Consider the following 13,580-nt stretch of genomic DNA (forward strand, 5'->3'; position numbering starts at 1 on the left):
GCAGATCAAGCGCTGAGGTAAGGCATCACTGAGTACACTCAGGCGTAATCCAATAAAAAAGCCCCATGCTTGCATGGGGCTTTTTTATTGCCTAATGGCAGGCCAAGGCTCTTGGAGCCTGGGTTTAGCCTTTGATTTTGAGCAGGATTCTTCTGAAAACCTGGGTGAGGGCGTTGCCATCAAGCTTGTAGTGTTTGTAGAGCGGCTGTTTTACTTCCCACTGAATTTTGAGACCAGCAGGGAAGGTGACGAGATCGCCTTTGCCGAATTTGACGGTGTCACCGTTTTCCAGCGTGGCGATGCATTCGCCTTCCAGCAGGTAGGCTACCTCTTGCTCGGGGAATACCCATGGAAATACGGAAACTTCTTTTTTCCAGGTAGGCCATTTGGTGACGCCCAGCGTGGCCAGATGGTCTTTGGAGGGATTGTGTTCAACGATGATCTTGCTCATGTGCTTGTGATGTCCTGTCTGGTTTTCGTGGTTCATGGTGCAACGCATGCGTATGGTAGTGCAATTGCGCTTGCTCGTGTGCTTATGCACGCCATGTTGTGCAGATTTTCATGCGAAAGCAATGACGTGCTGTATTCGCAGTAGAGGAGTAGCATGTACTTGTCTGCATGAGGATTATTAAAGAAAAAAGCACATGCGACGATACCTTAATTAAGAGTAAAAAAATAATAAGATCAGTGCGGAGAGGGTATGTCAGGGAATGGATATCGGCCGTCGCCAGAAGCATTGTTATATTCGGGTAAGCATTCAGATTTAACGCTGGAAATCGTGGAGATGCTCTACGCCAGTAGCACGCGGTCGTTTGTGTTTGCGGCGATTGTGGCAAGTTTGCTGGTGTACGTGCAGTTGGATGTAGTTCCACTGGCGGTATGCCTGGCCTGGATGACATTTTTTCTGATTGTCTATGGCTTGCGCAAGGCGCTGGTCTGGGTTTACAAGCGCACGCCTGTGCATGCTTATCCTCCAGGGTTCTGGCTTAACTGGTTCCGCGCCTTGTCGGGGTTGTGCGGTATTGCCTGGGGCCTGTCTGGCATTTTCCTTTTTTATCCTCACGATACAGCGCATCAGGCTTTTCTGACGCTGGCACTGGCAGGGGTGTGCGGCGGCGCCGTCATGGCCTATGCCACCGATAAGCCTACCGCCTATGCCTTTGCGGGTGGGTTGATACTGCTGGGCTTGCCTCGGTTTTTCTGGGGCGGCAATCACTTCTCCATGCTGATGGCAGTCAATCTGCTGCTGTTTATCTTATATGTCACCATTGCCAGCTTTAAATTAGCCAATCGGCTACGCGAAAACATCGTGTTGCGCATCATGGCACACGAGAGCCAGGAGGCCATCAATGCGATGGCTCAGCGCCAGAAGCTGCATATCGACCATACCCCGCTTGCCGTGATTGAGTGGGATGTGAATTTCAGGGTCACCTCATGGAACGCTGCTGCCGAGCATATCTTCGGCTATCCGCCGTCGGAGGCGTTGGGGCGGCACATGAGCTTTATTGTGCCCCCCGACGGGCAGATGATGGCGCAGGACATCATGAGCAAGCTGGCGCATGAGGCCGGCGGTCAGCATTGGCAGCATGACAATGTGCGGCGTGATGGCCGCGTGATTCATTGCGAATGGTTCAATACCGCCATCAAGAATGACCAGAACCGCATTATCGGGTTTGCCTCGCTGATTCAGGACGAAACGGCTTACAAGAAGGCGCAGGATGAGATTGAGCGCCTGGCGTATTTTGATGCCTTGACCAATCTGCCCAATCGCCGGCTATTGATGGAGCGGCTCTCGCAAGCGCTTAACAATAGTCGAAGCTCCCATCGCATTGGCGGCCTGATGTTTATTGATCTGGATAACTTCAAGACCCTGAACGACAGCCGTGGCCATGCGTTTGGTGATTTGCTGCTGAAAGAGGTAGCGGCACGTTTGCTGCGTGCCGTGAGAAACCACGACACGGTGGCGCGCATTGGCGGGGATGAGTTTGTCTTGTTGCTGGAAGACATTGGCCGCGATGAAGGCGCCGCCATCCAGACCGCCAGCCAGATTGCCGAAAAGATTCTTGCCGATATCAGCCTGCCGTTTGACTTGGGGAATTACAAGCATCAATGCTCTGCCAGCATTGGCATTTGCATGTTTTATCGTCAGGGCATGCACGTGGAAGAGGTGCTCAAGCGCGCCGATGCCGCCATGTATGAGACCAAACGGGCGGGCCGCAACAACTATCGTTTTTTTGATGAGAGCATGCTGCCGGTGATTGATTCACGGGCCAGCCTCAAAAATGACCTGCGATTTGCGCTGTCGCTGGGCCAGTTTGAGCTTTATTACCAGCCTCAAGTAGATGGCGAATTGCGGACAACGGGTGCGGAGGTGTTGCTGCGCTGGCACCACCCCGAACGTGGCATGGTGCCGCCCGGGGAGTTTATCCCGCTGGCGGAGGAGTCCGGCATGATTATTCCCATTGGCAACTGGGTGCTGCAGCAAGCCTGCATGCAACTGGGCAAGTGGAGCCACCATGCCAAGACCAGCCAGCTGCGACTGTCCGTCAATGTCAGCGCGATGCAGTTCGGGCAGGCAGATTTTGTCGAGCAAGTGCGCCATGCTTTGCTGGAAAGCGGCTGCAATGAAAAATTGCTGGTGCTGGAGCTGACGGAAAGTCTGGTGATACAGAATATTGATGACATTGTCAGCAAGATGCAGGCACTCAAAAGTATCGGTGTTTCGCTTTCCATGGATGACTTTGGGCTAGGCTACTCTTCGCTTTCACTATTGCTGCGCTTGCCGCTGGACTCGCTGAAGATAGACCAGAGCTTTGTGCGCGAGATCCAGGACAACGCGCCCAAAAACGACAGCGCCGTGATTGTGCAAACCATCGTCGCCATGGGTAAAAACCTGGGGCTGGATGTGATTGCAGAGGGCATAGAGGAGCCGTATCAGCAGGCGTTTCTTGAGCAGGTGGGGTGCCATGCCTATCAGGGGTATCTGTATGGCAGACCCAGTGAGTTATCGGTATTTGAGCACACACTTTAAACACCAGACACCTTACTAAAATAAAAAAGCGGGGGGATTATGCGGAATAATCAGGTAACGATAGGTCTGCTGTTCAGGGCACTTTCGGTGGTGGCGATTCCCATTCTCCTGCCCTCGGCGGCACATGGCGCAGGTTTTTCGCTGATTGAGCAAAGCGTGAGCGCCATGGGCAATGCCTATGCTGGCGCCGCAGCCAGTGCGGAGGATGCCACCACGGTGTATTTCAATCCGGCGGGGATGGTCTATCTGCCGCAATCGCAACTAGTGGTGGGGGCGCATGCCATTCGCCCATCGGGCCATTTCAACAACGAGGGCTCAGTGAGTGCCTTGGGTCGGCCCGGGACTGGGGAAGGAGGTGACCTCGGAAGCTGGGCGGTGGTGCCTAATCTTTATTACTCGCATGTGGTCACGCCAGACATACGGATTGGTATTGCCGTGAACGCACCTTTTGGCCTCAAAACGGAATATGACAAGGACTGGATAGGCCGCTTTCAGGCCATGAAGTCGGAACTCAAAACCTACAACATCAACCCCGCCGTGGCATTTCGGGTCAATGATCGCCTGTCACTAGGCTTGGGTGTATCGGTGATGTATGCCGATGCCGAGCTGACGCGCGCAGTGAACCTCGTCACGAGTGAGAGCACGGCCAATATTTCAGGCGATGACTGGGGCTATGGGTTTAACCTCGGCGCCATCTATCAGCCAGCCAGCGATACGCGCATTGGCGTCACTTACCGTTCGCGCGTGGTGCAGCATCTGGAGGGCACGGTGAAGTTCGGACAGGCGCTGGCGGCCAATAATGGCAAGATCAGCGCCAATCTGGATTTGCCTGAATCCCTGTCCTTGAGCGCTGTTCATCATGTGAATGAACAATGGGAGCTGCTGGGTGATATCAGCTGGACGCGCTGGAGCCAGTTCAATGAATTGCGGATTCTCAATAGCAACGGCACTGTGCTTAGTCTGACCCCGGAAAACTGGCGCAACACCATGCGCTATTCGCTGGGTGTCAGCTATCGATATAACCCGCAATGGAAGCTGCGTGCCGGTCTGGCTTACGATGAAGAAGCCATGAACGAGCGTGATCGCACCACGCGCATTCCGGGCAATGACCGGCTTTGGCTCACCCTGGGCGCAGGCTGGGACTTTTCAGAAAAGGATCGTCTGGATGTGGGCTATGCCCATTTGTTTTTAAGGGATGCGCGTATAGATGACAACCAAAGTAGTGCATCTGCCGGCTTTAATGGCCGTATTACCGGAAGTTATGACAGCGACGTCAATATTGTTTCCGTGCAGTGGAGCAGGCGGTTTTAATAAAAAATGAGACGAATGAGCGGAGAGAAGCCGGGGTTTTAAAACTTTTACAAACTGTTACATTTTTAGAATTAGCTATCAAACCCTATGTGGATAGTAAGCATTACTTATTAAGTAATTGATAATCCATAAAAAAATAAATGCTCTCAAATGGCGTTTTATTGGCAGTCAAGGCTTGTAGGACTAATCCTACAAAGTCGACAGACAAACTCGTCTGAGAGCATGAGCGGGAAATATATACCATTGGTTCTGCAATATTTTCATTCCCTAATAGAAGTATTGCACAACCCTTCGTTATATACCCGTCGTTTCCCCAACGGCGGGTATTTTTTTATCTATCGATTCTACTGGCTTTTGACACGTATACGCTAGCGGACAGAGCGATAAACCTGCCTCTTTTCACGTTTGCTCAATACCAGCTGCCATAGCTGGCCTTGCCGCGAGCGGAAGTAGCCCGCGCAACACATCAGGTAATAGCGCCACATGCGGTAAAAACGCTCGCCATATTGTTCTGAAAGGGTAGGCCAGGCCTCGTTGAAGTTCTGCCACCAACTCATGAGCGTGCGGTCGTAATCCTGTCCAAAGTTGTGCCAGTCTTCGAGGATGAATTTGTCTTCAATGGCGTGCGTAATTTCGTTAGCCGACGGAATCTTGCCATTGGGGAAGATGTAATTGTCTATCCATGCATCGGTGTTGGGCGCCGTCACATAATTGCCTATGGTATGCAGCAGGAATAACCCATCCTGCTTGAGCAGGTCGTGCGCCTGCTGAAAGTAGACTGAATAATTCTTGGGCCCCACATGCTCAAACATGCCAACGGACACAATTTTGTCGTACTGCCCGCGCAGATCACGATAATCCATGAGCCTGATCTCAACGGGTAAGTGCGCGCAGCGTTGCTGGGCCAATGCTTGTTGTTCTTTGGAAACAGTAATGCCGGTGACATTCACGCCATAATGCTCCGCCGCATAGCGCGCGAGGCCGCCCCAGCCGCAGCCGATTTCCAGCAGATGCTCGCCTGGCTTGAGCGCCAGCTTGCGGCAGATCATGTCGAGCTTGTGCTGCTGGGCTTGTTCCAGATTGTCGGCGTGTTCCCAATAGGCACAGGAGTAGCTCATGGTGGAGTCGAGCATGGCCTCGAATACATCGTTGCCGATGTCGTAATGTTTGTGGGCCACGGTAAATGCGCGCTCTTGCGACTGCAAATTGAAGATGCGATGGCGCACGGCTTCCGTCAATAAGCGAACACGGGCCCAGCCTTTCAACTTGCGATCCAGATCTGCGCTCAGCAGGCGATGAAAGGTTTCATCCAGCTGTTCTGCTTCCCACAAGCCTTCCATATAGGCGACACCGAATCCCAGCGAGCCTTTGTACAGAATCATCCGGTAGACTTTTTCATCGTAGATCTGGATATCCCATGGCTGGTTGCCATTGATGGAAAGCCCGACATCGGCCAGAAGATCGCTGATCACCCGCGGCGGCTCAGGTTGCGGTCGCGATGGTTGATGAAAAAACGGCGTGGTTTCTGTTAGCTTGTGCACAACCATTCACTCCCATGACTAAGGCGGCGCAGGGCGCCACGGTTAAGCATCGACAAGAACTGGATGAACGCGTTTGCCTGAAGCCTGCAACGGCCAAGGCGATATAGAACGAAGCTTTACTGAATATATGGGGTTAATCCTAGCAATACCAATGCCAGCTAAATCCTTGAGGCAGAGAGCCCGAGGGATATGCGTTCTGTTTTTTTAAAGGGTATTACCAGCGAATGGGGATTTCAAGAGCCTGGATGGCATGCCAGGCGTTTAAATCCGCTGTCTGACATGCATATCAGACAAATGCCGACAGATAAGAAACCGGAAGGCCACTATTATGAACTCACAACATTTCCTGACTCTTAATGTTGTGACTCTCTCTGATGAGTGAGCCTGTTATACCCGCTGTTATCCCCGATGGCGGGTATTTTTTTGCCCATTTTCTGCGGCTGACTTCAGGGACGAAGGTAGGCTTCAAACGCTGGCGCCGGCAAGGGCGGCGAGAAGAGGTAGCCCTGACCAAAATCGCAGCCGATCTGTTGCAATAGTTCGCGCTGCTCTTCTGTTTCGATACCCTCGGCAATCACTTTGATATCCAGCTTGTGCGCCATCATGACAATGGCCTCGCACAAGGCCATATCACTGGAGTTGCGGCTGAGGTTGCGTACAAAAATGCGGTCTATCTTCAGGTAGTCGATGTCGAATTTCTTGAGGTATGAGAGGGATGAATAGCCTGTCCCGAAGTCATCCAGCGCCACCTGCACGCCCGCATCGCGGAACCCCAGCAGCTGGGCAGAAATACTTTCGTCGGTATGCATCAGCAGACCTTCGGTAATTTCCACCACGATGCTCTGACGGGGCAGGTCATTCATCAGCAAAAACGAAATCCATGCCTCATGCCCGTGCGTCTCGTTATGGAATTGCACGGGAGATTTGTTGATGCTGATCTGGAAACTGGCGTGATGCAGCGACTGCAGGCGTTTGACCTGGCGGGCTGCTTCGTAAAATACCCAGTTGCCAATATCCACGATAAGCCCGGTCTCTTCCGCCAATGGAATGAAATTGTCAGGAGGAATCATGCCGCGGGTGGGGTGCTGCCAGCGCAAGAGCGCTTCGGCCTTGTGTACCTGACCGGTGGCGAGCTCCACAATCGGTTGGTAATACAACTCGAATTGCTGTCCCGGCAGCGCGAGATGCAAGTCGTTGCTTAGCCGCATGCGGTTCTGGGCATGGGCCTGCATGGACGCGGTGAAGTAGGAATAGCGATTGCGGCCATTGTTTTTGGCGACGTACATGGCCTGGTCCGCATTCTTGAACAGAACTTCCCCCGCGTTGCCATCCTCCGGATAAATGGTAATGCCGATGCTGACAGAGACATGGGTGAGGTCATTGTCGAGCTGAAAAGGGGTGTCGAATTTTTTCAGGATGGACTGAGCAATATCCTGCACCACATCCTTATCTTGCAGGCCAGACAAAATCACCACAAATTCATCCCCACCCAGGCGCGCCACCGTATCGCACTCGCGCACGGAATGCAGTAGACGATGTGCAGACTCCTGCAGCAGTTGGTCACCCATCAGGTGACCGTAGGTATCGTTGACTTCCTTGAAGCGGTCCAGATCCAGGAACAATACCGCCAGCATTTGATGGTTGCGGTCCGCTTTCAGAATTTCCTGATTCAATCTGTCGTGCAGCATACGGCGGTTAGGCAGGCCGGTGAGCTGGTCAAAATTGGCCTGCCGCCAGATGACTTCCTGATTCTGCTTGTTCTTGGTGATGTCCGAGAATAAAGCCACGCGGCGGATGACTTCTCCGTGTTCATTGTAAATGGTATCGATGGTCAGCCACTCGGCGTAACTTTCCCCATTCTTGCGGCGGTTCCACACCTCGCCTTGCCATTTGCCATTGCTATCCAGCAAATGCCACATTTCTTCGTAAAATTTGCGGTCCTGCTTGCCAGAGGCAAGGATTTTAGGCGTTTTGCCCACCACTTCCTGCGCGGTGTAGCCGGTCATTTCCGTGAAAGCGGGGTTCACCGACAAAATCTGGCTCTCCGCATCCACCACCATGATGGCCTCGCTACTGTTCTCAAACACCAGCGTGGCGAGCCGCATTTTATCTTCGGCCACCTTGCGATCGCTGATATCCTGAAACGATCCTTGCAGCTTTAGCACGCGGCCATCAATGATGTGCGGTGTACAGACGGTGCGCACCCATTTGCGGATGCCACGAGCGGTGACCAGTTCCAACTCCAGGTCGTAAGGCTTGCCATGGTCGATGGCTTGTTGAATGGCGGCTTCAATTTTCTCGCGGGATTCTGCTTCATAAAATCCAAGGCCGAATTCGGCAGAAATGTTGTCCTTGAACTCCACTCCATGAATATGCGCGACTTCCCGCGTCCAGCTTCCAATACCGGTTTCCACATCAAATTCCCAGCCACCGATATGGGCAATGGCCGACATATGGGCGAGAAGCTGTTCACTCTCACGCAGTTTTTCGACAACACGCAGGCGCTCGGTAATATCGCGCACAATGGCCTGAATATAATCACTACCGCCAATTTTCAGCAGACAGGCGCTGACCTCTACCGAAAAAGTGCTGCCATCCGCATGCTTGTGCTCGGATTCAAAAATAATGCCGTTATGCTGCGCCTCCGCCAGAAAACAGCTGCGCCAATCGCTGGTGGCATCCGGCAACAGCTGGCGGGCGTGTATGTGCTGCATCTGCTCGCGCGTGTAGCCATACATGCGCAAGGCCCGGTCATTGGCATCCACCAGTTTGCCCTGATGGTCGAACAGCAGAATGCTGTCATTGGCATGCACCGTCAGACTGTTATAACGCGATGCCAGCAATTGCTGGCGGTGGATCAGGTGATAGAGCAGGGCGGCTGTGAGCAGAATGAACAGCAAGCCCTTGAGGGTTTGAAAATGCGTAATGCTGGCGGCTTCGGGGAGGAGTAATGCCAGTATCTGATCCGACGCCATGATCCACAGTACCGCAAATACGCAATAGATCAGCGGGATGCGAATGGCTGCATAGCGTAGTTTTCGGCTAAATAGTTTCATCGGTTTCCATAGGCTTGGCTGCTTTGTTCAACACTATAAAAGTGGCTGGGCCGTGTTTATTAACACCGTGCGCGATGGGTTGGTCGGAATAGTCAGTTTGCTGATAATCAGCTTGCTATTGTGCCGTATTTTATTGAAAAGCTCGTGTGTGGCTAGGGTAACGTTTACCTCTGGTTTTGGCTAACTGCAGCTTTCAATCGGGGCGAGCTGGTGCCATTCTTCGTCAGTAAACAGTCGGGAACGTATGATGAAATGTTTGCCGGTTGCCTGCTCCAGCGAAAACATGCCGCCATGACCGGCAATCACATCCAGTGTCATGTGCGTATGCTCCCAGTATTGAAACTGGAATTTCGCCATATAAAAAGGCACACCATGCACATCGCCCAGTTTGACATCCGAGCTGCCTATCATGAATTCACCTTCCTGGAGACACATGGGGGCGCTGCCTTCGCAGCAACCACCGGACTGGTGAAACATGAGATTGCCATGCCTGGCTTTCAGCTCATCAATAAGCGCTTCTGCTGCGGGGGTTGCCACAATACGTGCTGCTGTCATAGGTAACTCCTGTTCAAGCGCTACTGAATGTAGCACACAATAAAAATGAAAAAGCGAGAGGACGGGTAATAGCTCCGTCGCTCTCGCTGGTATGACCCCTTAAAACAGCCAGGGTTTAGAAAAAGCCCAATGCGTTAGGGTTGTAGCTGACCAGGAGGTTCTTGGTCTGCTGGTAGTGATCCAGCATCATCTTGTGGTTTTCACGACCGATACCCGATTGCTTGTAACCACCGAAGGCGGCATGGGCAGGGTAGAGGTGGTAGCAGTTGGTCCACACGCGGCCAGCCTGAATGCCACGGCCCATGCGGAAGGCACGGCTGCCATCACGCGTCCACACACCGGCACCCAGGCCGTACATGGTGTCATTGGCAATCGCCAGAGCCTCGGCTTCATCCTTGAAGGTGGTCACCGACAGCACAGGGCCGAAGATTTCTTCCTGGAAAATGCGCATCTTGTTATGGCCCTTGAACACGGTAGGCTCGATGTAATAGCCTTCGCCCAGTTCGCCAGCCAGCTTGGTGACGTTGCCGCCGGTCAGCACTTCCGCGCCTTCTTCACGGCCCAGCTTGATGTAAGACATGATGATCTCGACCTGCTCGCTCGATGCTTGCGCACCGATCATGGTCGAAGCATCCAGCGGGTTACCCTGCTTGATAGCCTTGACGCGCTTAAGTGCGCGCTCCATGAATTTCTCGTAGATGGATTCCTGAATCAGGGCACGCGAAGGACAGGTGCAGACTTCGCCCTGGTTCAATGCAAACAGGGTGAAACCTTCCAGACATTTATCGAAGTAAGCATCGTCGGCGTCCATGATGTCTTCAAAGAAGATGTTCGGGGATTTGCCACCCAGTTCCAGCGTCACTGGAATCAGGTTTTGCGATGCGTATTGCATGATCAGGCGACCCACGGAGGTGGAGCCGGTAAAGGCGATCTTGGCGATGCGTGGGCTGGTGGCCAGCGCCTTGCCTGCTTCTACGCCAAAGCCGTTGACCACATTCAGCACGCCAGGTGGCAGCAGGTGACCGATGATTTCCATAACCACCAGAATGGAAGCTGGCGTTTGTTCGGCCGGCTTCATGACAATACAGTTGCCAGCAGCCAGGGCTGGTGCCAGTTTCCATGCCGCCATCAGAATCGGGAAGTTCCAGGGAATGATCTGGCCGACAACGCCCAGTGGTTCATGGAAGTGATAGGCAATGGTGTCGTGGTCGATTTCGCTGATGCCGCCCTCCTGAGCGCGCACCGCGCCAGCAAAGTAACGGAAGTGATCAATGGCGAGCGGGATATCTGCCGCCATGGTTTCGCGGATGGGCTTGCCGTTGTCTATGGTTTCGGCAATCGCGATTTTTTCAAGGTTGGCTTCCATCGCGTCGGCGATTTTAAGCAGAATATTGGAGCGGGCTGTGGTCGAGGTCTTGCCCCAGGCTTCCTTGGCGGCATGTGCCGCATCCAGTGCCAGGTTGACATCCTTATCGTTAGAGCGGGCGACCTTGCAGAACACTTTGCCAGTCACCGGGCTGATGTTATCGAAATATTCGCCGTCTACAGGAGCTACCCATTTACCGCCAATGTAATTGTCATATTTGGCCTGATATGGAATCTCAACACCCAGGCCCTTCAAGCTTTCCAGACTCATAGCAACTCCTCCAAGAGTTATTGAAAAATACTAAAAAACAACGACATAAAACATTTTTTTATAACGACTTATAAATTACTGTACAGCCCATGCCGATTGGATCAGCATGTCCTTCTTAACCTGATTTTTTGTGGGGTTAATAGGCTAGTGTAGGCACAATCCATGGCTTCTGGCTAGCGCTATCCCACATAAATCATTTTTCAGTGAAGCCGAACTGATGCAACTCCGACTCTGATGGCGCAACTTAATTCACAGGCATGCTTCATAAGCTCGGCAATTCGCATGTCAGCACATGCAAAATTAATGAACTTGTGATTTGACACGCTTTCTAAAATTGTATCAAAATGTAAACGGGCAGTCTCAACGAACTCGAATAATAAAAACCAAGTTGTTTTGTAGTAGAGGAGATGTTGTGTTACCTGAGCAAGCAGCGCGTATAGACGCGCACATTACTGCACACAAGGCACTGCCTGGCGGGTTGTTGCCTTTGCTGCATGCCATACAGGACGACGTGGGATATGTGCCGGAGGAGAGCTATGGCAGCATATCCAAAGCCCTTAATCTTTCTGTGGCCGAAATTCACGGCGTCGTCACTTTTTATCACCACTTCCGAACGCATCCTCCCGGACGCCATGTCATCCAGATATGCCGCGCCGAATCCTGCCAGTCCATGGGCTCCACCGAACTCGAAGCGCATGCGAAAGCATCGCTGGGCATTGATTACCATCAGACCACCTCTGACGGCAGTATCACGCTAGAGCCGGTGTACTGTCTGGGCAATTGCGCCTGCTCACCGGCGATTACCGTGGATGAAGAAGTCTATGGCCGCGTCAGCCCCAAGCGGCTGGATGCGATTATTGCCGAAGCGAAGGGAGTGGCGTGATGACCCGTATCTATGTTCCCCGCGACTCCAGTGCCTTGTCACTGGGAGCGGAAAAAGTCGCCAAGGCGATTGCCGAGCACGCAGCACGCCAGAATCTGGCGGTTGAAATCATACGCAATGGTTCGCGCGGTATGTTCTGGCTTGAGCCGCTGGTAGAGGTGGAAACACCCGCCGGCAGGATTGCCTATGGTCCAGTCGATGTCGCGGATGTGCCATCGCTGTTTGCTGCGGACTTTGTCAATGGCGGTGCCCATGCCCTGAAGCTGGGCGTGACCGATGAGCTGCCCTGGCTCAAGCAGCAAGAGAGACTGACCTTTGCCCGCGTCGGCATTACCGATCCCGTATCCCTCACCGATTATCTTGCGCACGATGGTTATCGCGGTTTGCAAAACGCCCTGGCACTGCAGCCTGCCGAGATTGTGCAACAGGTGACCGACTCAGGCCTGCGCGGGCGCGGTGGCGCGGCTTTCCCGACGGGCATCAAGTGGAAAACCGTGCACGACTGCAAGGCCGACCAGAAATACATCGTCTGCAATGCCGATGAAGGCGATTCCGGTACCTATTCAGATCGCATGATTATGGAAGGTGACCCGTTTGTCCTGATTGAAGGCATGACGATTGCTGCGCTGGCCGTAGGCGCTACGCAGGGCTATATCTACCTGCGCTCCGAGTATCCGCATGCGCTGGCCGTGCTCAATGAAGCCATTCAGCATGCCCGTGAAAAGCATTACCTGGGGCCGAATATTCTCGGCAGCGGCCATGCCTTTGAGCTTGAGGTGCGTCGCGCTGCCGGTGCGTATGTCTGTGGCGAAGAAACCTCGCTGCTGGAAAGCCTGGAGGGCAAGCGTGGCCTGGTGCGTTTCAAACCACCATTGCCTGCGATCGAAGGCTTGTTCGGCAAGCCGACCGTGGTCAATAACGTGATTTCCTTTGCCAGTGTGCCGATTATTCTGGATAAAGGCGGCGCTTTTTACCGTGACTACGGTATGGGCCGTTCTCGCGGCACGCTGCCTATTCAGCTGGCAGGCAATATCAAACATGGTGGCCTGGTGGAAAAAGCCTTTGGCGTCACCTTGCGTCAGTTGCTGTATGACTTTGGCGGTGGTTCGGCCACCGGGCGTCCTATCCGGGCGGTGCAGGTTGGCGGCCCGCTGGGTGCCTATCTGCCGGAGTCGCAGTTTGACACGCCACTGGATTACGAAGAGTTTTCCAAATTGTGGGCGGTGCTTGGTCATGGTGGCATTGTGGCGTTTGATGACACGGTGGACATGGCCAAAATGGCCCGCTATGCCTTTGAATTCTGTGCCATTGAGTCCTGCGGCAAATGCACGCCATGCCGCATCGGTTCAACCCGTGGCGTGGAAGTGATGGACAAGATCATGCAAGGCCGCGACCACGCGCAGAACATTGCCCTGGTGCGCGATCTCAGCGACACGATGCTGAATGGTTCGCTCTGCGCACTGGGCGGCATGACGCCATACCCGGTGTTGAGCGCGATTAACCATTTTCCAGAAGATTTCGGCCTTAATAAAAAAGCACAAGCGGCCTGAGCAGTATTTAGGAGATA

9 protein-coding genes are annotated in these 13,580 nt (G+C 53.2%); 4 read left to right on the forward strand and 5 right to left on the reverse strand.

The annotated features are described in order from the left end of the window. Positions 1-124 precede the first annotated feature (124 nt). Positions 125-451, reverse strand: a complete 327-nt coding sequence (locus tag MPQ_RS06080) for a cupin domain-containing protein (RefSeq protein WP_015829922.1) — start codon at positions 449-451, stop codon at positions 125-127. A 333-nt stretch (positions 452-784) separates the two neighbouring features. Between MPQ_RS06080 and MPQ_RS06085 the strand changes: the two genes are divergently transcribed. Next, positions 785-3,031: a bifunctional diguanylate cyclase/phosphodiesterase gene (locus MPQ_RS06085; protein WP_013442025.1), complete on the forward strand. Its 2,247-nt coding sequence runs from the start codon at positions 785-787 to the stop codon at positions 3,029-3,031. Between the two features lie 39 nt (positions 3,032-3,070). Further along, entirely contained in the window at positions 3,071-4,342 is a 1,272-nt protein-coding gene (locus MPQ_RS06090) for an OmpP1/FadL family transporter (RefSeq protein WP_013442026.1), read from the forward strand. Between the two features lie 368 nt (positions 4,343-4,710). Here the strand turns inward: MPQ_RS06090 and cfa are convergent, their stop codons facing one another. The 4 genes from cfa to adh all read right to left on the reverse strand — a co-directional run bounded on the left by cfa (position 4,711) and on the right by adh (position 11,130). Then, positions 4,711-5,889, reverse strand: coding sequence for a cyclopropane fatty acyl phospholipid synthase (cfa, locus tag MPQ_RS06095; protein ID WP_013442027.1), 1,179 nt, complete (start codon positions 5,887-5,889; stop codon positions 4,711-4,713). Positions 5,890-6,329: 440 nt separating this feature from the next. Then, the gene (locus MPQ_RS06100) at positions 6,330-8,939 is read right to left on the reverse strand and encodes a bifunctional diguanylate cyclase/phosphodiesterase (protein WP_013442029.1); all 2,610 of its coding nucleotides are present in this window, start codon (positions 8,937-8,939) and stop codon (positions 6,330-6,332) included. Between the two features lie 180 nt (positions 8,940-9,119). Then, a complete protein-coding gene (locus MPQ_RS06105; protein ID WP_013442030.1) occupies positions 9,120-9,494 on the reverse strand; it encodes a DUF779 domain-containing protein in 375 nt (124 codons plus the stop codon). A gap of 115 nt (positions 9,495-9,609) precedes the next feature. Further along, positions 9,610-11,130, reverse strand: a complete 1,521-nt coding sequence (adh, locus tag MPQ_RS06110; protein ID WP_013442031.1) for an aldehyde dehydrogenase — start codon at positions 11,128-11,130, stop codon at positions 9,610-9,612. A gap of 412 nt (positions 11,131-11,542) precedes the next feature. Between adh and MPQ_RS06115 the strand changes: the two genes are divergently transcribed. After that, the gene (locus MPQ_RS06115) at positions 11,543-12,013 is read left to right on the forward strand and encodes a formate dehydrogenase subunit gamma (protein WP_013442032.1); all 471 of its coding nucleotides are present in this window, start codon (positions 11,543-11,545) and stop codon (positions 12,011-12,013) included. Continuing rightward, complete coding sequence (locus tag MPQ_RS06120) at positions 12,013-13,563, forward strand: NADH-quinone oxidoreductase subunit NuoF (protein WP_013442033.1); 1,551 nt, start codon at positions 12,013-12,015, stop codon at positions 13,561-13,563. The genes MPQ_RS06115 and MPQ_RS06120 overlap by 1 nt, the downstream gene beginning before the upstream one ends. Positions 13,564-13,580: the final 17 nt, after the last annotated feature.

The organism is Methylovorus sp. MP688, assembly GCF_000183115.1.
GTDB classification, from domain to species: Bacteria; Pseudomonadota; Gammaproteobacteria; order Burkholderiales; family Methylophilaceae; genus Methylovorus; species Methylovorus glucosotrophus.